General features: G+C 50.6%; 18 protein-coding genes. 9 read left to right on the top strand and 9 right to left on the bottom strand.

Annotated elements, in window-relative coordinates:
* Positions 1–24: 24 nt before the first annotated feature.
* Both B0I18_RS02205 and B0I18_RS02200 read right to left on the bottom strand, forming a co-directional pair.
* The gene (locus B0I18_RS02205) at positions 25–951 is read right to left on the bottom strand and encodes a M48 family metallopeptidase (protein WP_106521008.1); all 927 of its coding nucleotides are present in this window, start codon (positions 949–951) and stop codon (positions 25–27) included.
* A gap of 65 nt (positions 952–1,016) precedes the next feature.
* Positions 1,017–1,580, bottom strand: a complete 564-nt coding sequence (locus B0I18_RS02200; protein WP_106521007.1) for a LemA family protein — start codon at positions 1,578–1,580, stop codon at positions 1,017–1,019.
* Positions 1,581–1,848: 268 nt separating this feature from the next.
* Here B0I18_RS02200 and B0I18_RS02195 point away from each other — a divergent pair, with 268 nt between their 5' ends.
* A complete protein-coding gene (locus B0I18_RS02195) occupies positions 1,849–2,811 on the top strand; it encodes a hypothetical protein (RefSeq protein ID WP_106521006.1) in 963 nt (320 codons plus the stop codon).
* A gap of 98 nt (positions 2,812–2,909) precedes the next feature.
* Here the strand turns inward: B0I18_RS02195 and B0I18_RS02190 are convergent, their stop codons facing one another.
* The 5 genes from B0I18_RS02190 to B0I18_RS02170 all read right to left on the bottom strand — a co-directional run bounded on the left by B0I18_RS02190 (position 2,910) and on the right by B0I18_RS02170 (position 8,618).
* A complete protein-coding gene (locus B0I18_RS02190) occupies positions 2,910–4,484 on the bottom strand; it encodes a vitamin K epoxide reductase family protein (protein WP_106521005.1) in 1,575 nt (524 codons plus the stop codon).
* Positions 4,485–4,490: 6 nt separating this feature from the next.
* The gene (locus tag B0I18_RS02185; RefSeq protein WP_106521004.1) at positions 4,491–5,954 is read right to left on the bottom strand and encodes a TlpA family protein disulfide reductase; all 1,464 of its coding nucleotides are present in this window, start codon (positions 5,952–5,954) and stop codon (positions 4,491–4,493) included.
* 132 nt (positions 5,955–6,086) lie between these two features.
* Positions 6,087–6,308: a bacteriocin gene (locus tag B0I18_RS02180; protein ID WP_106521003.1), complete on the bottom strand. Its 222-nt coding sequence runs from the start codon at positions 6,306–6,308 to the stop codon at positions 6,087–6,089.
* Between the two features lie 515 nt (positions 6,309–6,823).
* Positions 6,824–7,528: a response regulator transcription factor gene (locus tag B0I18_RS02175; protein ID WP_106521002.1), complete on the bottom strand. Its 705-nt coding sequence runs from the start codon at positions 7,526–7,528 to the stop codon at positions 6,824–6,826.
* 70 nt (positions 7,529–7,598) lie between these two features.
* Positions 7,599–8,618 (bottom strand): PorP/SprF family type IX secretion system membrane protein, encoded by a 1,020-nt coding sequence (locus B0I18_RS02170; protein ID WP_106521001.1) that lies wholly within the window; start codon positions 8,616–8,618, stop codon positions 7,599–7,601.
* 169 nt (positions 8,619–8,787) lie between these two features.
* Between B0I18_RS02170 and B0I18_RS02165 the strand changes: the two genes are divergently transcribed.
* From B0I18_RS02165 to B0I18_RS02140, 6 genes are all read left to right on the top strand, one after another.
* Positions 8,788–10,032: a hypothetical protein gene (locus B0I18_RS02165; RefSeq protein ID WP_106521000.1), complete on the top strand. Its 1,245-nt coding sequence runs from the start codon at positions 8,788–8,790 to the stop codon at positions 10,030–10,032.
* Between the two features lie 63 nt (positions 10,033–10,095).
* Positions 10,096–11,088, top strand: coding sequence for an HmuY family protein (locus B0I18_RS02160; protein ID WP_106520999.1), 993 nt, complete (start codon positions 10,096–10,098; stop codon positions 11,086–11,088).
* A 249-nt stretch (positions 11,089–11,337) separates the two neighbouring features.
* Positions 11,338–12,174, top strand: a complete 837-nt coding sequence (gene tsf / locus B0I18_RS02155) for a translation elongation factor Ts (protein ID WP_106520998.1) — start codon at positions 11,338–11,340, stop codon at positions 12,172–12,174.
* Between the two features lie 102 nt (positions 12,175–12,276).
* Entirely contained in the window at positions 12,277–12,516 is a 240-nt protein-coding gene (locus B0I18_RS02150; RefSeq protein WP_106520997.1) for a hypothetical protein, read from the top strand.
* Positions 12,517–12,538: 22 nt separating this feature from the next.
* A complete protein-coding gene (ybeY, locus tag B0I18_RS02145; RefSeq protein WP_106520996.1) occupies positions 12,539–12,970 on the top strand; it encodes an rRNA maturation RNase YbeY in 432 nt (143 codons plus the stop codon).
* Complete coding sequence (locus B0I18_RS02140) at positions 12,967–13,689, top strand: RluA family pseudouridine synthase (RefSeq protein ID WP_106520995.1); 723 nt, start codon at positions 12,967–12,969, stop codon at positions 13,687–13,689. The genes ybeY and B0I18_RS02140 overlap by 4 nt, the downstream gene beginning before the upstream one ends.
* A gap of 204 nt (positions 13,690–13,893) precedes the next feature.
* Here B0I18_RS02140 and B0I18_RS02135 read toward each other — a convergent pair whose 3' ends face one another.
* Positions 13,894–14,547, bottom strand: coding sequence for a DsbA family protein (locus tag B0I18_RS02135; protein WP_106520994.1), 654 nt, complete (start codon positions 14,545–14,547; stop codon positions 13,894–13,896).
* A 327-nt stretch (positions 14,548–14,874) separates the two neighbouring features.
* On the opposite strand from B0I18_RS02135, the gene rho reads away from it, so the two are divergent.
* Positions 14,875–16,623 carry a transcription termination factor Rho gene (rho, locus tag B0I18_RS02130; protein ID WP_106520993.1) on the top strand — a complete coding sequence of 583 codons (1,749 nt, stop codon included), beginning with the start codon at positions 14,875–14,877 and terminating at the stop codon, positions 16,621–16,623.
* Between the two features lie 350 nt (positions 16,624–16,973).
* On the opposite strand, the gene B0I18_RS02125 is transcribed toward rho, so the two are convergent.
* Positions 16,974–19,055 (bottom strand): M48 family metallopeptidase, encoded by a 2,082-nt coding sequence (locus B0I18_RS02125; RefSeq protein ID WP_106520992.1) that lies wholly within the window; start codon positions 19,053–19,055, stop codon positions 16,974–16,976.
* 180 nt (positions 19,056–19,235) lie between these two features.
* Here B0I18_RS02125 and dnaE point away from each other — a divergent pair, with 180 nt between their 5' ends.
* A complete protein-coding gene (gene dnaE / locus B0I18_RS02120; protein ID WP_181358302.1) occupies positions 19,236–22,865 on the top strand; it encodes a DNA polymerase III subunit alpha in 3,630 nt (1,209 codons plus the stop codon).
* Positions 22,866–22,964 lie beyond the last annotated feature (99 nt).

Genomic DNA, 22,964 nt, shown 5'->3' with positions numbered 1-22,964 from the left:
GCCCCGGTTGCTACCCCCCGGCTATCAGAAGGCTTCCAGGGCTTTTATGCGTTTGTCGATCGGCGGGTGCGTGGCAAAAAGCGATTCCAGCGAAAAGGAACTTTTATCCTCTGCACTGGGGTGGTCGATAAACAGCTGGGCCACGTCCTGGTTGCGTACCGCCTCTATGTACGGGTCTTCGGAGATCTTGCGCAGGGCACTGGCCAGGGCCAGCGGGTTACGCGTCATTTCGGCGGCGCCGGCATCGGCCATGTATTCGCGCCGGCGCGAAATGCCGAAACGCAGCAACAGGGAAATGAGGTAGGCGATGGCCGTAACCGCGATGGCCACAATAATAATAACGCCGCTGTTGTCTTCCTTGTCGCGGCGGCGGCCGCCGGCATAAAAAAGATTGCGCATCGCGATCTGCGCCAGGAAGGCGAATATACCCACGAACACGATCGAGATGATAAGCAGGCGCACATCCCTGTTGCGGATATGGGTAAGCTCATGGGCGATTACGCCCTCCAGCTCGGCATCGTTCATCTTGTTGATAATGCCTCTCGACAGGGTAACGGCATAACTGGCCTCGTTGATACCGCTGGCATAGGCATTGAGCGAATCGTCTTCGATAAGGTATACCTTGGGCATGGGCATGCCCTGCGAGATGCAGAGATTCTCCACCAGGTTATAGACCCGCATGTGCTCCCTGCGCTCGAGCGGCTGCGCTCCCGTGGCCATACGGATAAGGCTGGTATGCGAAAAGTAGGCGATCGCAAACCAGATGGCCGTGCCGGCCAGTACAAAGGGTACCGCTGTAACAAATGCAGGGCCTACCTGGGTTTTGTCCTTGTTGATAAAATAAAGAAATACATACACCATTGCCAGCAGCAATACCGGGAAAGCCAGCAGCAACAAGGTCGTGTTCCGGTTGTTGCGGAGGATCTGGGTCTGGATACCTACATAAGCCATAAAACGAGCAATAATAAGCCGGGCAGCCCTGCTGATGCCTGCTGCCCGGTTACAAAAAATATTTTTTAGAAATTGATCCGCGGCGGTTCTTCCATCGTGGTACGCTGTTCGGCGCTGAGCTCATACATGGGCTGACGGCTAAAGCCGAAGTTTTTCGCGATCATATTGGCCGGGAAAGACTCTACAGCGCTGTTCAGTTCGCGTGTGGCGCCGTTAAAATACCGGCGGGCTGCCGCCAGTTTATTTTCGATATCCGATATCTCGCCCTGCAGCTGCAGGAAATTGGTATTGGCTTTCAGGTCGGGATAAGCTTCCACGCTTACTCGAAGTCCCTGCAGGGCCTGGGTAAGTTGGGTATCTGCGGCCATTTTATCGTTAACAGTACCGGCGTTCATTACCGCCGAACGGGCCTGGGTTATCCTTTCGAGCAGCTCGCGTTCGTGCGTGGCATAACCCTTAACCGTCGATACCAGCTGCGGTACCAGGTCGTTGCGCTGGCGCAGTTGCACATCGATATCCGCAAAGGCATTCTCGCGGTTGTTCTTAAAACGTACCAGCTTATTGTATAAACCTATAAGCCAGAAAACAAGCAGTATGATCACTGCAATGACTATAATCAGTCCGATCATGGTGGAGAAATTTACTAACGAAAATAAGTTTTTCCGTAATTTGTAAGCCGTTAAAAAAATGCTTAATCGGCAGGCGGGCCCCGGCAGCCGGTAAATACACGAAAATACAGGCCGGGAACCGGATTCCGGGCGCAGGGCTTCTTTATGATTTATTTAGGGACCTTAGCCCCTGGGGCCACATCTTTTTTTCGTCTATCTTTATAATCAACACACAGCCCGCAACCTTTCAGAGGCCGGGTCATATTACATTAACGACAAAAGCGAAATTATGAGCACGAAAAAGCTACTTGCCCCCTTATTACTGTTGACCCTTGTTGCCGGATTGCTGGGCTGCAGCAAAGACGATGCCTCGCTGGGCAGTAACAGCCAGATCTTTACCCTGAAAAAATTGTTTGAAAACCTGGCTACCACACCCCAGGTGTTTATGGTGAGCGCCGGCCAGACACAGACCATTACCGGCGCCTCCGGCACCCGGATCACTTTCCGCCCGCAATCTTTTAAAGATGCTTCCGGCGCCATTATTACATCCGGCACCATAAAAATAGAACTGGTGGAAATATATAAGCCCAACGAGATGATCGCCAACCGGGTAAATACCGTTACCCCCACGCAACTGCTGACCAGCGGCGGCTCGGTGCACATCAAGGCAACCCAGGGCAATAACGAAGTGCAGGCCAACAGCTATAAAATCGAATTTAAGCAGCCTGCCTATTCGGGTAACCCGATGGCCCTCTTTAAAGGTGCGCCGCTCTCGGCCGAAGATCCGACCATTATCTGGGGCAACGATACCTCCGGCACGGTACGGAATACGGTAAAAGATACGGCTTCCGAAAACCTGTTCTTCTACGCTTTCGATACCTGCACCAGCTTTAACTGGATCAACTGCGACTATTTCTACAATAGCCCCGGAACCAAGACCGATGTATCGCTGGTGGCCACCGACAGCACCTTCAACCGGAACAATACCCAGGTATTCGTAGTGTTCCCGGCCATCAACTCAGTAGCTTCCATGTATACGTATAACACCACCACCCATACTTTCAGTTTCGGTATGCCCGGTTATTTTATCCCGGTGGGCTCCTCGATCCATATTGTAATTATCAGTGCCAAAAACAACAGTTATTATATGGACGTGCAAAAGAATATTACGGTAACCAATGGCATGTCGCTCAATTATACACCGGCCCTGACTACCCAGGCCGGCGTACGGGATGCCTTACAAAACCTGTAAATAAAAAATATAACCGGTACTGCCGGCACGGAAACGGGGGAGCAAACACATGCGTTTGCTCCCCCGTTTTTATGGGCGGTAAAAAATCAGCGCCGGCTTCAGGATGTCCGGATAAAATTGTTTAAATCGGCCAGCTCATATTCAGCTATGGCTTTATAACCATTGATATAAATTGCCGGCGTATGGCTAACCCGGTTAAAGAAACACCATTCAATCTGGGCCTTCAGCCGGCTTTGCAGTGCTTCGCTGCGCTTTACGGGGCCTTGCTTTTGTAACCAGTCGCTCACCTCGCGGCGCTCGGCGGCATACCAGTCGTCCAGCAGGGCTTTAAACGGCAGGGGCCCATGCTCCAGGTAAACAGCCATCAGGCTTTGAATCACCTGGTCTCTCGGGTCGGTATCATTGCCGGTGGCATTAAAAATAACGGACACCTTTAACTTGCCGGGGCTGGCATCCAACAGCTTTTTGATTTCCTGGTGCGCCTGCCGGCAGGGCTGGCAAAAGGGGTTGGACACGATGGTAATTTCAAAAGGGGCATCGGGACTACCCATGATAAAAGGCGCCGCCGGCAATACCTCCACCTGCGCTTCCTGCTGCAGTAAAGTGTGGAATACAAAATCGTTCTTCTTAAATTTATTAGACACCTGCATCAGGCTATTGACCTGCGCCGAGCGTTTAATCAGCGGCCGGATCAGCAACCATATGGCAATAACAGCACCCGTAATACCGGCGGTGATCAGGATATCCTTGGGCGTGGGTACGGCTGTGTAGGCGGTGGGCGATAGCATGCCGGCCAAAAACTCAAGCCAGAAAATTCCCTGCACCGCCAGGCAAAGGCGGCACCAGGAGCGGGCTACATAACGTTGGTACCACAGGGAATAAAAGCTATAGGGCAGGCAGGCGATAGTAAGCCAAAGCAACAGGGCAAAACCGTTGGACCCGCCGTTTACCGACAGGCTGATGAGGGTACTGCCGAAATAAAAGAAGCCAACCTCGCTCCAGGACAGGCGTCCGCCCAGGATACTGCTGCCGGCCGAACTCAGCACATGGTTGCAGCCATTACCGGAAGAGCTGCTGCACAGGCGGCGCAGTAATGGATTTTGCGCATCGAAGCTTTGTACCAGCAATAACAAGGATACCCCCAGGCCGGCCAGCTTAAGCAGGAACAGCAGCATAGCGGAAACCGGCGCATAAGGCCAGGTATAGGTCAGGAACAAACCGCAGAGCATAAGCAGCAGCAGCGCTCCCAGCAGGAGTTGTCCCAGGCGGTTATACCGCTGGGCTTTCCTGCGCAGTTCATAGTTTTCCTCACCCGAGGCAGCCCCCTTTTCGGCGATCAATACGACACCGGTAAACTGCTTTTTAAACTCGCTGAGCGAAGTGGTAGGCCACTTGCCTTTTTCATTCATGTAGGTAATCCTGTCGCCGTTCAGCGCCGTTACCAGCGCAAAATCACCTTCTTTCGAACTGGTTTTGGCAATAAAGGGAAGCGGCACCAGCGGCAGGTTTTCTTCTTCCACTTCCACTGCTGCATTTTCCGTTTTAAAGGTATCGAGCAGGTCGCTCAAGCTCAGTATGCTGGGGTGATAGGGGTGCGTGTCGAAAAAATCGCGGGCGGTACGGCGGTTAAACGGAATCTCTTTTAACGCCAGGAATTTATAGAATACATTCACAGGTCCTTATTTTTTAATCAGGTCTTTTAATAAAGCCGGCAATTCCTGGTCGCCGGGGCCGGGTGCGTCGTTGTTGCTGATGCGGCCGGTTTTATCATAAATCTTGTAACGGGGTATAGTAAGGGCATCCATCGATTTCAATACTGCTTTGTCTGGGTTTACCAACAGGTAATGCTGCACATGGGACGGCAGCTTGTTCCGGGCCACCGCCTTGATCCAGGCTTCCTTCGATTGATCGATGGAGAGCAGTACGAAACGGACTTTGCTGGTATCGACCGCTGCAAAAAGCGAGGGGTATTGTGCAAAGGCTTGCTGGCAGGGCACGCACCAACTGGCCCAGAGGTCGAGGTACAATACCTTGCCGGTATTGGCTTTGATGATATGATCGAGGGTATACGTCTGGCCATCGGGCGCAACCACTTTATTGGCATTTACACTGCTATACCCGATCTGTGCTATTTTATCCGATAAGATGCGGGCAAAAGGCCGCTGGCCCAGTGCGGTTATTGCCTGGCGCAATTCCTTGTCCTGTGCGGGATACAGCCGGTTTATATTATTGCGCAGGTAGATAAATTTGATTAGCGCTGCGGCTTCCGGGGCGTACAGCGAATCGGCGGTATGCAGCACCAGGGATAAAGCCGGGTCGGCGGTTCCATTCTTTTTCCGGAGGGTGTACATCAGGTAACTGTACAGGGCGCCCTGGTAGGCGCTTTCGGCCTTAAAGAAAAGGCTGCCGGCATCGGCATCGAATGAAAAGTAATGATGGCGTACCAGGGAGTCGATCTGCTTTTCGGGGGCATAGCTGAACACTTTGCAGTAATGATCAAAACGCAGATCGTTTTTTATAAAATCGTCAAAACCGGCTTCCGGTTTATGTTTGCTGAAGTACGTATCCGCAAAGGCCAGGCTTTGCGTGTATACTGCCTGAAGCGCGGCGAAGTTGTTCATTTTCTTTTTATCGATAAAGCCATTCAGTTGGTTGCTCATCTCGGCATACAGCAGGGGCAGCCTTTCCTGCCGCGCCTGCTGGTAAAAGCCGATAACGGCATTCCTTGCCGCATGCCGGCTTTCCAGTACATAAGGCGCGCGCTGTTGTTGCTGCGGGTTATTGTGCAGGTACAGCGTATCGCCGGCCTGCAGGTAATATTTTACATGGGAGTCGCCGGAGTAAAACAATTCTGTTTCGCTGTCCAGGCTTACCCTTAAGGTGTTGTTGCCTTTTTTATTGGATACAAATAAATTGGGTTCGAAGGCGCCTGCGAAAAGCGGTTGCCGTACGAAGCCGGCCTGGGCGAAGTCGGATTCGTTGATAAAATAAACGGCATAGTTGCCGGTGTCTTTAAACGCTTGTGTGGCGTTGTCGCGATGAGCCGCAAGGGTATTTTGCCCACTGCCGGAACTACAGCAGGTAAGGAGTGCTGTAAGGCAGAGCAGGCTCAGGGTTAACAGGTATTTAGGGTTCAACTGCATAAAAAGAGGGGATGCAGGCGGGGCATCGTTTGGGTCAAAGGTGCCGGCCGGTGCCGGAAACAGGAGAGAAGACAGGCAGCGGAGCCGCCTGTCTTCAGGGTTTCAGGTATACAGCAAGTTGTGTGGCCTGAATTAGATTCCGTACCAGGAAGCAGAACCACAGCTGTCGCAACACCAGTGACCACCAGGTACATTTGCCATTTCTTTGGCTTCTTTGATGCTAACGTTGTAAGTGGCAACCGGACCGCCGCTGGCGTTACCGTTTGGCATATAGGCAGCGCATGTACCGCCACCTTTAATTTCCTGCATTTGTTTTTTAGTCAGAGTTTTGCCGAAGCTGATTGTTTGTAACATCGTAATTATGATTTAAATGGGTGTAACCTCTCTCTTTTTCCTGTAGGGAAACGCTGTGAGGCCGTGATATCAGCGTACGTCGGTTTATCCAGGTGGCAGACGTGTCTTCCTGTCCTTCGTTTCTTTTTCTTTGGGTAAAGCAAAGGAAAGCCCGCATTTTTTTGCGCAAAAAATATGTTGATGTTCCCCGGGAGCCATGGGGTGGCGACTCCTGATAGGGCTAAGTAATACCTGGTTGTGTTGTTCCTTAAAGAACAACTGCTGCCTTTTAATGGAATTCGGGGGCTTAATATTCGGCGGCAGAATACAAAAGTAGGATAACCCGGTAGCGTTGCCGTATAATTTATTCCAAAGATGGCAAACCCTACATAAAATGAACGATTAGCAGGATGAAGTGATAAATAAATACATGTAAATACATGATGGCGAACACCTACCGCGATAGCCTGATAACATAAAAAAGCTGCGGCAACAGGAGTGTTGCCGCAGCTTTTTAAAAATAGCCGGTATTACGATTATGCGCCCTGAACCAGCAGGCGGAAACCGTTACCATGAATATTGACGATGCTTACGTTTTCGTCGTCGCTCAGGTATTTTCTCAGTTTGGCGATATACACATCCATGCTCCTGCCGTTGAAATAGGTATCGCTGCCCCAGATGCGCTTGAGCGCCTGGTCGCGTGGCAGCAGGTCGTTCTTGAATTCGCAGAGCATTTGCAGCAGGGCATTCTCCTTGGGCGACAGCGTATACTGACGGCCGTCGATAGATAAGATGCGCAGTTTGCTGTTGAAATGGAACCTGCCAAACTCGAACTCGATCTGCGAAGGATTTTTCTCCTGGATCTCCTGGTTACGTTTCAGGATAGCTTTGATCTTCAGCAACAGCACTTCGCTGTCGAATGGTTTGGAAATATAATCGTCGGCGCCGAGTTTGTAGCCGCTGATCACGTCTTCCTTCATACTGCGTGCAGACAGGAAGAACAGGGGTACATCGGGATCCGCATTCCGGATTTCCTCTGCCAGGGCAAAGCCATCCATATTCGGCATCATTACATCGAGGAGGCAAAGATCAAATTTTTCCCTGCGAAACGCAGCCAGACCAAGAATACCGTCCCGGCAGAGTTCCACAATATAGTCATGAAGTTCTAAGTAGTTTTTGAGGACCTGACCCAGATTGGTATCATCTTCAACCAATAAGATTTTTGCTTTTTCAGCTTCCATAAATATTTATTAAGATTCCAAATGTATTATACCGTGGGCAAATACGGGTACTAAAGTACAAAAGTTTTTGTTAAAACCGGGGGCAGTTGTAGGCATCCCTGTTTTTGGAGCCGGAATGATAAAGTCCCTGATACAGAATGGAAAGCTCGAATGCGCCGCTACCCCGCGTCGCTGAACTCAGGTTGCTGGTGGTAGCATCCATCGATGCGGTAACGCGTATTTTGTTCCATTCAAACCCGACCACCGGGATAATGGCATCGCTGGCGCGGTAGTACAGGCCCAGGATAAAGATATTGGGGCGATGCTCCTTGGGGGTTACATTGCAGGTAAACATGCCGCCAAACACAAACTCCGAAGCGCTTTTCTGCTGGGTATAATACCCGGAGATATCGGCGATCCAGGTATCGCTTAATTTATATAACACATCCACATTGGCCGTTGGGCGCATACCCAATTTATTGTCCTGCCGGTAAAAGCTCTCATTGGGCTGGTTGATATGCAGCAGGCCTACGCCTACCTTGATATAAAGGTTCTCGTTAGGAAAGTAGGCATAATTCAGGCCAGCCGAGATGTCGGCATACGAAGTCTTCTGGAACGCATATTTCTCCCCGTTGGCCGACCTCGGGTTAAAGGTAAAGCCATCCCACTGGGTATCAAATGTAAGTTTGGAAAAATCGACGCTGCGTTGTACAAAAGCTGCGCCCAGGCCCACCGACAACATATTATACGAACCCAGCTGCACATGGTAGGCGGCGGATAACTGTACCTTGGTGAGCGCCAGGTCGCCATTGCCGGCGCGGTCGCTGAAGAAAGCGCCGCCGATACCGAGCCAGTTGGTATTATTCTGGTTGCGGAATGCCTGGAAATCGCCGAAAGCGGATATGGTCGTAAATGGAGCCGGTATGGAAGACCATTGATTGCGGTAATTGGCGCCTACCCGGTAGTCGCTCTCCGGCATCAGCGCCGTATTGGCCGGGCTTAGGAGCAAGGGGGCATTGTAAAACTGGGAGAAATGCAAACCCTGTGCCTGCGACCTGTACGCAGCAGTACAAAACAGGAGCATTAAAAAACAGGATAGATTTCTTTTCATGAATGACCGATTTGCCGGAAACAAAGCCCGCACGCATAAAGATAGGAATTTTTACTACAGTTTGCAATACCCGCCCCCCTTTCCGGTATGGGAATTATACGAAGTTTATTTTTAATAAATAATTTATTTATATAATTAATTGTATTTTTAATTATAAAAATTAAATCACATGAAAAATAAATTCATCCTGATCCTGCTGCTGGTTGCCCTGCAGGCGCAAGCCCAGGACACGCTCAACCTGATGTTCTATAACCTGTACCGCTTCCCGGTAGCGCCGCCCGAAAAAAGAGAAATGATACTGGCCGATATCTTTAAGGTATACCGTCCCGACCTGTTTATGGTATGCGAACTGGTATCGGAGGCCGGCGCCGACCGTATACTGGACTCTGCCCTGCAGACCAGCCGCGGCGATTTTGCCCGGGCGCCCTTCTGGTACAACCATTCCGAATCGACGGATACCCTGCAGCAAATGGTGTTCTATAACCGGGCCAAGCTGGAACTGACCGCGCAAACCTACCTGCAAACCCAGGTAAGGGATATTAACCGGTACAGTTTCCGGCTGCGCAACAATCTTGCCGATACCGTTAGGTTCGAGGTCTTCGTGGCACACCTTAAGGCGGGCACGGGCAGCGTCAACCGCAGGCTCCGGGCCGGCATGGCCGACACCTTTAAAAAGGCCCTGGCCGGCTTGCCCGCAGGCAGTGCTGTATTGCTCGCCGGCGATTTTAACCTATACGGTACCGAGCCGGCTTACCTTACCCTTACTGATACCACGGGGCCGGTAAGGATGACCGATCCGCTGAATAAACCCGGCGCCTGGAGCGATAACCCCGCCTTTGCGGCCATCCATACCCAGGCTACCCGCCTGTCGGCTGCGGGTTTTGGCATCGGTGGCGCTACCGGTGGCCTCGACGACCGCTTCGACTTTATCCTGATGTCTGAAAGTTTCCGGTCTTCGCCGCGGCTGTATTATGTGGATGGCTCATATAAGGCCTTTGGCAATAACGGTAACTGTTTCAACCAGCGTATCGACGATACGGCCTGTACCGGCCCCTACAGTTTTGCCTTGCGGCGCAACCTGCACAATATGAGCGATCATACCCCGGTAGTGATGCAGCTGGCCTACCCCGCCTTGCCGCTGGGCGCCGCCGCCCCGGCGCCTGTCCCGGCTGCCCGGCTGCTTAGCGGCAATATTGTAAGCAGCCAACTGGTGCTGCAGACCGATTTCGAGAGCAGGGAGCCCCTGGTGCTCAGGATCTTTAATACACCGGGCCAAATGGTAAAATGCCCGCCTGCCCTGCCCGGTAGCCCGGCGCTGAGCGTGATCGAAGTGGGCGACCTGCCCGCCGGACTCTACTACCTGCGGCTCAGCAGTGGCCCTCGAAGCCGTGTTTTCAAGTTTATTAAACGCTAATCATCACATTTCCTTACAATTCCATGACAATTATAAAAGCAGCTTGTAGGAAATTTGCAAGCTATGAAAGCGATATTACCCAGGCTTTTGACCGTATTAGCTGCCGCCCTGCTCTTTTCATCCTGCCAGAAAGAGGAGAAGGCCTATCCTGTGCCCCCCAAAGGAAATGCCCTGAATGCCCAGGTATCTATCGGCGAAGATTATGAAACGCAGGTATACTTCAGCCTGACCAGCGGGCAGGTGGCGTCGAACAAATACCGGGACTGGGACCTGGCTTTTACCACGGGCGCCGAAAACTCCGAACTCTGGATGAACGGCGGCAAAGGCACCCTGATCTATGCCTCGGGTAAAACGGACTTCGCTGCCGCCATCGATAAGAACACGATACCGGGTAATGCCTGGCTTTATGATAATCCGTCGGGCCTTAGCGGCGCCAGCGGCCTGGGCCTGCTGCAGGACAAGGGACATATAGGCGAAGTGCTGGTGGTAAACGACGGGGAAGGCAATTTATATAAAGTGCAGGTTACCTCGGCTTCCGCAACGGAATACAAACTCCAGGTAGCGCCCCTGGCCGCAACAACCGGTACTGCCGTTACGCTTACCAAGGACGATAAATATAACCATGTATATTATTCCTTTGCCAAAGGCGCGATACAGGTAGAGCCGCTCAAAACCGACTGGGACTTTCTCTTTACCCGTTACCGCCATGTATATTATAAGTATAACCCCGACGGCTCCGATATGTTATATGCCGTAAACGGTGTGCTGACGAATCCTTATAAAACGGTAGCCGGCGACGACAGCACCAAGAGCTACGATTTTAACGCATTCAGCAAGGCCGATGCCGAAAGCTTCACGCTCTACCCCAATGTCGATGTGATCGGCTTCGACTGGAAGCAGGTTAATATCAATACCAGCCAGTACACGGTTAATCCGAAAGCGGTATTTGTAGTTAAAGATCAGAAAGATGTATTGTGGAAGATCCATTTTGTAAGCTTTAACGATGCCCAGGGTAAAAAAGGCAATCCACAGTTTGAATACCAGAATTTTAATTAGACCATAAACGGTAAAATCCGCAAGACCCTTCCTGTACAGGAGGGGTTTTTGCATAAACCGGGAAGGGGCCAGTAACCGCGAAAAGTCGCGCCGGCCCGGGCACATTAAAATTATATTATTAATAAAAGCTATTGATTGCAGTATTAGGCTTTTTCTTATAAAAAGCTTACCTTTGCGCTCGTTTTCTAATCCGAATCCGGATAGTTATACGGCGAAAAATATTTAAATAACTCCATAAAATAGATAAAAATGAGCGTTACTATCTCTGCTGCAGATGTAAACAAATTGCGCCAAATTACAGGCGCTGGTATGATGGATTGCCGTAAGGCTTTGGCTGAAAGCGATGGTGATTTTGAAAAAGCGATCGACTACCTGCGTCTTAAAGGTCAGAAAGTTGCTGCTAACCGTAGCGACCGTGATGCAAAAGAAGGTGTAGCTGTTGCTAAAGCAACACCTGACGCTAAATACGGTATCATTGTTCAGATCTCTGCTGAAACAGATTTCGTATCTAAAAACCAGGAGTTCGTAGATTTCGCTAACGATATCGCCGAAGCTGCCCTGCACAATATGCCTAACGACATCGAGGCCCTGAAAGCCCTGCCGCTGAGTGGTGCTACCATCAACGACAAACTGCTGGAAATGGTTGCCAAAATCGGTGAAAAAATCGATATCGTACGTTACGAGCAGGTAAATGCTGATGCCGTTGTTCCTTATATCCACGGTAACTACCGTATCGGTGTACTGGTTGGTCTGAACAAAGCCGAGAGCGAGAAGATCGTTGCTGCCGGTCGCGACGTGGCCATGCAGATCGCTGCTATGAACCCGCTGGGTGTTGATGCAGACAGCATCGCTCCTGAAGTGATCGAGCGCGAAAAAGCAATTGCTATCGAGCAGATCGTTGCTGAAGGTAAACCAGCTGATATGGCTGAAAAAATTGCCGCCGGTAAACTGAACAAATTCTTTAAAGACAATACCCTGCTGGCTCAGCCTTTCGTAAAAGACAACGGTGTTTCTGTTGCCGATTACCTGAATGGCATCGAAGGCGGTCTGACGGTTACTACTTTCCGTCGTGCTGCAATCGGCTAAGCTATTCCCGATATACTTCCCGAATCCCGCTTGCAAAAAGCGGGATTTTTTTTACTAAATCTTTGCAGGTACTTTTACAGTTCCTAAAAATTCAGTTCAGCTATGAGTTACCGACCAGATAACAACAGGCAGCGCAAGTCATTCGATCATATCCGTGGTATTATGGGTATGTCTATGGGCGTTATTTATATCATCATTTCTGTTGCCGTGATCTATATGCAAAAGGCCAAGCAGATCAATATCGGCGATGCGCTTTCCTATATCATCGCTGCATTAATGGCTGCTTACGGTATCTTCAGGATCTACCGCGGCTTTAAGCAAATGAAAGGTCAAGGTTTTTAAAGATCCATAACACCTGGTATACATGGCGATCCATTATTTTGAAGAAAGCGTAAAGTCGGGGTTAAAGGATAAACGGAAGCTCTCCGCTTTTCTGAAAGCGCTTGTAGCGCGGCATCTCGACGTTAAGACAATCGATCTGAATTATATTTTTTGCGACGACGCATACCTGCTGGAAAAGAACCGGCAGTTCCTGAACCACGATACGCTTACCGATATTATTACCTTCGACCTGTCGGCTGCGGATGATGAGCTGGTTTCCGAAATTTATATCAGCGTAGAACGTGTAGCCGAAAACGCCGGTAAGTTTAAAGTAAGCTACAATACAGAACTGCACCGGGTTATCTTTCATGGGGTACTGCACCTCTGCGGCTTTAAAGACAAGTCGGCCAAAGACAAGGCGCTGATGCGCGATATGGAGCAGCAGTGCCTCGAAGCCTATTTTACAGAACAATGAAATTAGAAGTTATATTTAAAAATGACGACCTGGTAGCCTACAACAAGCCCTCGGGCCTGCTGAGTATACCAGACCGGTACAACGATACCATACCCTGCCTTTATCATGAAGCGGCCAAACACTTCGACAAATTATTTGTCGTACACCGCCTCGATAAAGATACCAGTGGTGTGATCTGTTTTGCCCGCAACGAAGAGAGCCATAAGTATATATCCGGACTGTTCGAAGGGCGTGATGTAGAAAAATATTATCTCGCCATTGTGCATGGCAGGCCCATAAAGCAATCGGGCAGCATTGTAGCGCCGATAGCTGAACACCCGAATCATAAAGGCCGCATGAGCATCCAGAAGAAAGGCCGCTTTGCCCATACCGATTATGAAGTGCTGGACAAATGGAACGGATTCTCCTTGCTGAAGCTGCGCATCCATACGGGACGTACCCACCAGATAAGGGTGCACCTGCAACACCTAGGCCATCCTATTGTGGGCGATCCGTTCTATGGCAACGGGAGCTCGTTGTTGCTTTCTACCATTAAAAAGAAATTCAAGCTGTCGGAAAATGAAGAAGCCGAAAGGCCGCTGATCAGCAGGCTGGCCCTGCATGCTACGAAGCTGGTAATGAAGAGTGCCGCCGGCGAAAGGATAGAGATCGAAGCACCCCTGCCCAAAGACATGGCCGTAACGATCAAGCAGCTGAACAAATGGGCGGCGCCGCAGTAAACGAAGCCAGGAGTGATTTGTATAAAATATAAAGAGGGGCCGCATCTGTTGCGGCCCCTCTTGCATGCAACCCCTCCGGGCGCCCGTATCCCTTGCGTGTTTGAAGTATCAATGATAAGCTGTACGCCTGGTATGGCCAGCTAACTGACGTCATCCTGAGCAACAGATCATGAAACCTGTTGCAGGTTCGTACGCCGGCCGTGCCTATTGCGCTTCGCTGTCCAGTTCCCGGAGAATATTGTCCAGGCGCTCTTTTACGGTTTCGTAAGGCGTATAACCTTTGGCTACCAGGTAAAACTTGCTGGGCGAAGCCTGCAGCAGCAAGGTAGGAAAGCTGTTAACCTGGAGCTGTTTTACCAGGGCGAAGTCATAATTCGCCTTTTCGGCAAAGGCTTCGCTGTGCAGGTCGTGGTAAAACGTTTCTGCATCTACGCCATATATAGGCAGCAGGTGGCGATACGCTTCGTCGTCGGTAAGATCGCGGCCTTCGGCATGCAGGGCATGTTGCAGGTCGGAGGCAAAGGCCAGCGCCTTGTCGGGGTTATAGGTCTTAATGATAGAGAGGGCAATGGCAGCCTTACGGGAGTCGGGAAACCAATCGCTTTGTTCGGGGTTGAAGATATGCCAGAGATAGTCTTCGCCGAATTTTATACCGGTATATTCTTCTACCGTTTTATATGCCTTCTGGATATAACCTGCGGTAGCGCCTATGGGCTGTGGTGTTTCGGGCAGTATCATACCGCCGCTCAGAACCTCTACCTGGAGCCGGCCGGCGAATGTGGCTTCGATCTCGCGCATCACCGGGCTAAACCCGTAACACCAGCCACACCAGGCATCGTAACAATAGATAAGCGTCATTTTTACATTGCTTTGAATGAGCGGCAAAATTAGGGAACAAAGGTTAGAGATGTGGTGAAAGCGGGGAGTAAATATCTATAGGAATATTTTTCGGACTTGTCCTTATTTTTTCAAAAAATTTTTTAATTGTCAGAAAACTGTCGTAAACTTGCATGGCAAAGCCGCTAATTCCCCACCTTTAGCTGGATAGCTACAACTCCGCATACTGTTTCCCCTCAAAAAGAATAGGTATAGGCACGTTTATTTCGAATATTTTTATTTTTTAATAACCATATTTCAAATCGAGGATGATACGGCCCTCATCATTACAGTAAATTCCCCCAATTAATGGCTTACGACATTGCGCAACTGAACGATATGATCGTTCCTGAACTATTGGATATTGCCGATTCTCTTGGCATAGCTGATGCAAAGAAAATTGGTAAACAGGATCTGGTTTACCGGATACTAGACAAACAGGCCGTAAATGCTTCAGGTGAAGCACCCCAGGAAGAACCGAAGAAGAAAAGAGGCAGAAAACCAAAGGAACAGGAAGAGCCGGTTGCAAAAGAAAAAGAAATTGTTCCACCCGCACCGGAAGCAGCGCCCGCAACAGAAGCCGCCGCTGTAAAAGAAGAAAAGCCGGTAAGAGCCAAACGCGAAAGAAAACCGACGACAACCACACGTGAAGAAAGAGTCGCAAAGGCAAACAGCCATATGGCTAAAAAAGCAGAAGACAATGTTCCCGATTTTGATACTCCCGAAGATGAAGAACCGGTAGCGATAACCCCTCCAGCAGTAATTACCGAAACGGCGCCAACGCCCGAAGAAGAAGCCCCGCAGCAGAAACAACCCGAAGCAGAACCGGCACAGCAACCGGAAAGAAAAGCTCCGATCAACCAGCGGGAATTAAATGCCAACAGGCAACAACAACGCCCTCCTAACCGCCAGCAACACAACGAATCTAATTTCAATATCGAATTCGACGGTATTATACCGGGCGAAGGCGTACTGGAAATGATGCCCGACGGCTACGGATTCCTGCGCAGCAGCGACTATAATTACCTGAGCTCGCCGGATGATATCTATGTATCGCCATCGCAGATCAAACTTTTCGGGTTAAAAACCGGCGATACCGTAACCGGTAATGTGCGCCCGCCCAAAGAAGGAGAAAAATACTTTGCCTTACTTAAAGTAGAAAATATTAACGGACGCCTGCCCGAAGAGATACGCGACCGCGTGCCTTTCGACTACCTGACGCCGCTTTTCCCCAACGAAAGACTGAACCTCAGCTCTACTGCCAATAACTACAGCACCCGTATCATGGACCTGTTCACACCGATCGGTAAAGGACAGCGTGGCCTGATCGTGGCCCAGCCTAAAACAGGTAAGACCATGTTGCTGAAAGAAGTGGCCAACGCTATCGCAGCCAATCACCCGGAATGTTACCTGATGATCGTGCTGATCGACGAGCGCCCGGAAGAGGTTACCGATATGCAACGCAGCGTAAATGCGGAAGTGATCGCTTCTACATTCGACGAGCCTGCAGACAAACACGTAAAAGTATCGCAGATCGCCCTGCAAAAAGCCAAACGCCTGGTAGAGGTTGGCCACGATGTGGTGATCCTGCTCGACTCCATTACCCGCCTGGCCCGTGCGCACAATACCGTAGCCCCTGCAAGCGGCAAGGTATTGAGTGGTGGTGTGGAAGCCAATGCCATGCAGAAACCCAAACAATTTTTCGGCGCCGCCCGTAAGATCGAAAACGGCGGCTCGCTCACCATCCTGGCTACTGCGCTGATCGATACCGGCTCCCGTATGGATGAGGTGATCTTCGAAGAGTTTAAAGGAACCGGTAACATGGAATTGCAGCTGGACCGCAAACTGGCCAACAGGCGCATCTTCCCGGCTATAGACATTACCTCCTCCTCTACCCGCAGGGACGACCTGTTGCTGGATAAAGAAGTGGTGGGTAAAATGTGGGTGCTGCGTAACCATATCGGCGGCATGAACACCGACGAAGCCATGAACTTCCTGATGAACCAGATGAGAGGTACCAAGAACAATGAAGAGTTCCTGGCTACGATGAATAAATAAATGAAATTGCAGTTGAAAATAGAAAGCGGCCCGCCTGGATATCCTGGCGGGCCGCTTTTATGCTGTAGCAAAGCGTTTGACCGGTTTATGGGATCAAGCACAGAAAAGCCGGAGGGCAGATCAAAGGTGCCTTGTATTCCCTTTTTAATCTGGTCCTGGTTTATTTTCTCGTTGCGGGAAAAAATGAATTTCACGGGATCACATTCACCCGCCAGGACCTTGTATTGTAGTATAGTTATCTATACCGGATGGCTTAAGTGTTCCCTGTTTATTTTCCTTGAATAAATAACAGGGGAACATAGCAGCAGGCTCGATTCTTAACGCCCCCCAGGAATTCCGCCATATCCGGGTTATGCCGCACCAGTAAGGCCGGCAGGTTGTGCGATCAGTTGTGCCTGGAATTCCAGCAGGTCTTTCTTGTTACGGAAATAGCTGTTGCCTACCAGGTATTCATATTGATTGATGGCAGTGAAGAGGATCTTTGTACCGGCATCATCGTAATTGCTGCCGTCGAAGTAAACATGTTGCCCGGCCATATAGGCTTCCAGGTCGGTTTGTACTTCGGGCGTAAGGGTAGCCTTGTGTTCGGGGCCGTCCAACATCAGCCGTACCTGTTTACGGAACAAAAGCTCGGTTTGGTACAGGTCTTGCAAGTGTTGGCGGATGCGATGCGGCTCCAGGGTTTCGAACATAAACTGCGTATCGCGGCGCATATGGGCATAGGCGGTTTTCAGCGCTTCGAAGCCTGCTTCCAGGTTAAAGAGGTTCCGGTATTTTTGCTGTAGCGTTTCCAGTCCGCCTTCTGCCGCGGCTTTGCCGGCCAGCATCCTGTACACGGCCTGGTCGGTTTCGTGCAACTGTTGTGCTGCCAGCTCCAGGTCTGCTTCCAGCTTTGTGATCAGGGCGCTGCATTCTTCCTGCATATACTTACGACCGTCATAATCGAAATATTTTATCGTAGTTGTCCCGGTAGCGATCTGGCGCAATACCTGCAGATCCTGTTCCAGCGCATAGGCCGCGGCGGCCTGTTCGCCCAGTGCTGAGTTGAAGACCACTGTGCTGCGGTTATGGTTGCTGCCGGCTTCCAGGTTAAATGGCGCCAGGTTATGATGGTCGTAGTAGCCATGGTACAGCGCAGGGAAATTACTGTCGCGGTACGCTTCTTCATAAGCCGCGCTAAACGCGGGCAGGTCCATGAGGCTGGTAGCGCCGCCACTACCGCCGGTCCCGGCCACGGCACGGGCGAATAGTTGCCGGGTCAGCAGTTCCTGCAATGCCTCTTTATCCCGGAACAGCGTCCAGGCGGGTGCCTGGTTATTGTCCCGCTCCGGCAGGTCCAGTTGTTGCAGGTGGCTTATGCGCTCTTCTGTTTCCGGGTGCGAGGCCCATTGGTTTTTGATCACCAGTTTGGAGCGGTTAAAGCGCCCCATCTCTTCGGGGGTTACCTCCGGGAAGCCCGCAACCAGCGGTATACGGCTCTCCTGCGCTTCAAAGAGCATCACCTGCCATTGCTCAGGATAAATATTAGCTGAATGTATGCGGTCTTTCAGGCGTGGACCATAAAAGTTGAGTACCTGGGTATAGGCATGTTCGGCCAGGTTGAGGCGCAGCAGCGAGGTGATCAGGGGGCGGCTGCCCGTTACCGAAGCGGCTACTGCATCGGCATGAAACTCCATAGCCCGCGACAGGCTGAGGTGATGGATATTGATCAGGCGGTAGATGCGCGACAGCACCCATTGGATGGCCTGCACAAATCTTACGGCGCCCATTACGAACAGGGTAATGAGATTGTGGATACCCGACCAGCCACGTACCATATCGGCATACCCGTCGTTTTCGAACAGCATGTTGTAGATCACTTTGTTCACATTGTATACATAACTGCCGATCTTCATACTGCGCTGTGAAAAGTGCCCGAACTCATGACCCAGTATGGCTTTCAGCTCGGTGACCGTTACGGTGTTAACCAGGCCAAGCCCGATAGCCAGGTTCTTTTTTACCGGGAAAAACATACTCCATATACTGGAGTCGTAAAATACGAACGCATTTACATCCTGCGTGATATAGATCTTTTTGGGAAACCGGGTGCCGACCGCAGTTACCAGCTCCTGTATACAGGCAAAGAGCTCGGGCTGTTCGGCGGCGCTGATCTCGGTCATACCCGAACGGTCGGTTACACTTTCTTTAAAAAGGAATTTGACCTGGAATACCAGGATCAGGAAGCTGAATCCGATCAGGCCTGCGGCCGCTACCAGGGTAATGAACGAAAGCTTTTCGGTAACCAGCATTACGGCAAAATAACCGCAAAGCAGGATCAGGCCGATGGTGCAGGCAAATACCAGCAGGTAGAAGGCAATAAAGAGCACAATAGAAAGGACCGCTTTTATGGCCGATTTGCGGAAGGCCGGCGATATGCTAACAGGTTGGTTCATGGTGTATTAAATTAAGCTAGGCAACACAATATATCAGAAACTGGATTACCAGGCAAGAGCTGGGCCCGGTAAAAACAGAAGACACCCTGTTGTGGAAAAATCGTTGCCCGCCGGCCCTCCTTTTTTTCGTTACTTTGTATACGCCTGACGGCTGATTGGCTCGTGTAAAATAAGATCCTGATGCAATTCTCCCACTTACATAATCATACCCAGTTTTCGCTCCTCGACGGGGCCTCTTCCATTTCCCGGCTGTATAAAAAAGCGGAAAAAGATAACATGCCCGCCGTGGCCATTACCGATCACGGCAATATGTTCGGCGCGTTTGAATTTGTGGCCCAGGCCTGGAAGAATACGAAGGTGGTAGGCACTACGCCGGAGGGTAAGGAAATTAAAGAACCTGTAGTAAAACCCGTTGTAGGCTGCGAGGTGTACCTGGTAGAAAACCGCCATAAACGCCAGTTCTCGCGCGACGAAGGTAAAGACAAACGGTACCACCAGCTGTTCCTGGCTAAAGATGAAACGGGATATAAAAACCTGGTAAAACTCTGTTCCCTGGGATTTATGGAAGGCCTGTACGGTAAATATCCCCGTATCGACAAAGAGCTGGTGCTGCAATACCACGAAGGGCTGATCGCCACTACCTGTTGTATCGGCGCTTCGGTACCCCAGGCCATCCTGCGCAAATCGGAGGAGGAAGCCGAAAAAGAATTTAAATGGTGGCTCGACCTGTTTGGCGACGATTATTATGTAGAGCTGCAGCGCCACGAGATCCCCGAACAGATCAAAGTAAACGAGGTATTGCTCAAGTTTGCCAAAAAGTATAATGTACCGATCATTGCCTCCAACGATTCGCATTATGTAGAGCAGGAAGATGCCAATGCACACGACATCCTGTTGTGTATCAATACGGGTGAAAAACAAAGCACACCTACCAATAAGGAATTTGCGGACGATGACGAAAACCGTCCGAAAAATTCGCGTTTCGCCTTTTACAACGACCAGTTTTATTTTAAGAAAACGGAGGAGATGGCAACACTCTTCCATGATATACCCCAGGCGATCGACAATACCCAGATGATCGTCGATAAGATCAAACCGCTGAAACTGGAACGCGAAATCCTGCTGCCCCACTTTAAGGTGCCCGCAGAATTTAACGATAACCAGGATGCTTACCTGGAGCACCTTACCTGGACCGGGGCAAGAGAACGGTATAAGGAAATAACGCCCGATATCGAAGAGCGCCTCAACTTCGAGCTGTTTACGATACGTACCATGGGGTTTGCGGGTTACTTCCTTATCGTATCCGACTTTATCCAGGCAGGCCGCGACCTGGGTGTATTTATCGGGCCGGGCCGTGGTTCGGCTGCCGGTAGTGCGGTAGCGTATTGTATCGGCATTACCAATATCGATCCGATCAAGTATAACCTGCTGTTCGAACGTTTCCTGAACCCCGACCGTAAATCGATGCCGGATATCGATACCGACTTCGATGATGTGGGCCGGCAAAAGGTGATCGACTATGTAGTAGATAAATACGGTAAAACCCAGGTAGCGCACATCGTTACCTATGGTACCATGGCGGCTAAGATGAGTATCAAGGATGTGGCCCGTGTACTGGATCTGCCGCTACCCGATGCCAATGCTTTGGCCAAACTGGTACCCGATAAACCCGGTATATCGCTCAAACGCTTGCTGCGCGCACCCATCGACTCCTCTACCGCCGACGAGAAAAGCCTGAAAGAAAAAGAAGGCCTGCAGGAAGAAGACCTGATCGGCGTACGCCGCTTACGCGAAATACTGGTAGAACAGGGCACGGTGCAGGGCGAGGTAATGCGCGAGGCCGAAAAACTCGAAGGTTCGGTGCGTAATACCGGTATCCACGCCGCGGGTATCATCATCGCACCGACCAACCTGTCGGAGCTGCTGCCCGTAAGCGCCGTGAAGGATGTAAACCTCCTGATTACCCAGTTCGAGGGTAAGGTGATCGAGGATGCCGGTGTAATCAAGATGGACTTCCTGGGTCTGAAGACCCTGACCATTATTAAAGATGCGCTCGACCTGATCAAACGTAACTATAGCATCGATATCGATATCGATTATATACCACTCGACGATGAGGAGACCTACAAGCTCTACCAACGCGGCGATACCAACGCCACGTTCCAGTTCGAGAGCCCGGGTATGCAGAAGCACTTACGCGATCTGAAGCCCGATAAATTTGCGGATCTGATCGCGATGAACGCCCTGTACCGCCCGGGGCCCATCCAGTACATCCCTAACTTTATTAAGCGTAAACATGGCGAAGAGGCCATCACCTACGATCTTCCGGAAATGGAGGAATACCTGGCCGATACCTATGGTATTACCGTATACCAGGAACAGGTGATGTTGCTGTCGCAATCGTTGGGCGGCTTTAGTAAAGGCGATGCCGACGTACTGCGTAAGGCCATGGGTAAAAAGCAGAAATCCGTACTGGACAAAATGAAAGTACAGTTTATCCAGGGGGCAACCGCAAAAGGACACCCCGCCGATAAGCTGGAGAAAGTATGGACCGACTGGGAAGCCTTTGCCCAATACGCCTTTAATAAATCGCACTCTACCTGTTATGCCTTCGTGGCCTACCAGACCGCTTACCTGAAAGCGCATTACCCCTCCGAATTTATGGCGGCGGTAATGAATAACGCCAACAGTATTGAAAAGATCACCTTCTTTATGGAAGAGTGTCAGCGGATGAACATCAAGGTACTCGGCCCCGATATCAACGAATCGCTGAAAGGCTTCTCGGTAAACAAAGAGGGCGTGGTACGCTTTGGGCTCGGCGCCATCAAGGGCGTAGGTGAGGCCGCGGTAGAAGATATTCTTGCAGAGCGCGAAAAGAACGGGGTGTATAAAACGATATTCGACCTCATTACCCGGGTCAACCAGCGTACGGTAAATAAAAAATCACTGGAAAGCCTGGTGCTCGGCGGGGCATTCGATTGTTATCCCGAAATACACAGGGCCCAATATTTCTATGCGCCGGCAACCGACCCTGTTACCGGCCTGGAGCGGATTACCCGCTTCGGCAGCCAGTACAATGCCGCGCTCAACAATACGGTCAACAGCCTGTTTGGCGATGCCGAAATGCCGGAGATCAAACCGCCGGATATGCCCAAATGCGAACCCTGGACCCTGCACGACCTGCTGGAAAAAGAAAAGGAAACGATCGGTATCTACCTGAGCGGCCACCCGCTCGACGGTTTCAAGTTCGAGATGAACAATTACAACATCATCCCGATTGCGGAACTGGATAGCTTCAAAGGACGCCAGCTGCGTATTGCCGGTTATGTATCCGATCCGCGCCATGCCCTCACCAAAAAGGGCGACAAATTTGGCAAGATGACGGTCAACGACTACTCGGGCAGTATCGAGCTCATGTTCTGGAAGGAAAACTATGTGCACTTCGGCGATTATATCCAGGAATCGCAAAAGCTGATGCTGACGGGCATCTACGAAGAGAACCGCTTCCGGCCCGGACAAATGGAGTTTAAAGTGCAAAGCGTAATGCTGCTGGGCGACGTTAAAACCAAACTGACGAAAAAGCTATTGCTTGCATTCCCGCTCGAAAAGCTGGATTACGACTTCGTCAATTTCCTCCAGCGCAATGTGCAGCAAAACCCCGGTGGTTGTGAACTTAATTTCCAGGTCTTCGACGAGGAGAGCGACCGTTCGATGCAGCTGCGCTCCAATAACGGCCGGCTGCTGGTCAACGACGACCTGATCGAATACCTGCAGACCGCCGATATCCGGTACAAAGTAGAGGTAAGCTAGGCCTACCCCCTGAGATGAAATTAAATAGCGGGTAAAGGTATATACAACAGGCCCCGTAACCATTGGTTACGGGGCCTGTTAAATTTTGTTCCGCTTGTA

This window comes from Taibaiella chishuiensis (assembly GCF_003014535.1).
GTDB classification, from domain to species: Bacteria; Bacteroidota; Bacteroidia; order Chitinophagales; family Chitinophagaceae; genus Taibaiella; species Taibaiella chishuiensis.
The sequence above is the reverse complement of the archived record's forward strand: the minus strand, read 5'-3'. Positions and strand labels throughout refer to the sequence as shown.

Coding starts and splice junctions, on each gene's coding strand:
- B0I18_RS02150 (WP_106520997.1), top strand. CDS start 12,277: ATGAGTTACCGACCAGATAACAACAGGCAGCGCAAGTCATTCGATCAT.
- B0I18_RS02140 (WP_106520995.1), top strand. CDS start 12,967: ATGAAATTAGAAGTTATATTTAAAAATGACGACCTGGTAGCCTACAAC.
- rho (WP_106520993.1), top strand. CDS start 14,875: ATGGCTTACGACATTGCGCAACTGAACGATATGATCGTTCCTGAACTA.
- B0I18_RS02125 (WP_106520992.1), bottom strand. CDS start 19,055: ATGAACCAACCTGTTAGCATATCGCCGGCCTTCCGCAAATCGGCCATA.
- B0I18_RS02165 (WP_106521000.1), top strand. CDS start 8,788: ATGAAAAATAAATTCATCCTGATCCTGCTGCTGGTTGCCCTGCAGGCG.
- B0I18_RS02170 (WP_106521001.1), bottom strand. CDS start 8,618: ATGAAAAGAAATCTATCCTGTTTTTTAATGCTCCTGTTTTGTACTGCT.
- tsf (WP_106520998.1), top strand. CDS start 11,338: ATGAGCGTTACTATCTCTGCTGCAGATGTAAACAAATTGCGCCAAATT.
- B0I18_RS02205 (WP_106521008.1), bottom strand. CDS start 951: ATGGCTTATGTAGGTATCCAGACCCAGATCCTCCGCAACAACCGGAAC.
- B0I18_RS02185 (WP_106521004.1), bottom strand. CDS start 5,954: ATGCAGTTGAACCCTAAATACCTGTTAACCCTGAGCCTGCTCTGCCTT.
- B0I18_RS02135 (WP_106520994.1), bottom strand. CDS start 14,547: ATGACGCTTATCTATTGTTACGATGCCTGGTGTGGCTGGTGTTACGGG.
- B0I18_RS02160 (WP_106520999.1), top strand. CDS start 10,096: ATGAAAGCGATATTACCCAGGCTTTTGACCGTATTAGCTGCCGCCCTG.
- dnaE (WP_181358302.1), top strand. CDS start 19,236: ATGCAATTCTCCCACTTACATAATCATACCCAGTTTTCGCTCCTCGAC.
- B0I18_RS02200 (WP_106521007.1), bottom strand. CDS start 1,580: ATGATCGGACTGATTATAGTCATTGCAGTGATCATACTGCTTGTTTTC.
- B0I18_RS02175 (WP_106521002.1), bottom strand. CDS start 7,528: ATGGAAGCTGAAAAAGCAAAAATCTTATTGGTTGAAGATGATACCAAT.
- B0I18_RS02180 (WP_106521003.1), bottom strand. CDS start 6,308: ATGTTACAAACAATCAGCTTCGGCAAAACTCTGACTAAAAAACAAATG.
- ybeY (WP_106520996.1), top strand. CDS start 12,539: ATGGCGATCCATTATTTTGAAGAAAGCGTAAAGTCGGGGTTAAAGGAT.
- B0I18_RS02195 (WP_106521006.1), top strand. CDS start 1,849: ATGAGCACGAAAAAGCTACTTGCCCCCTTATTACTGTTGACCCTTGTT.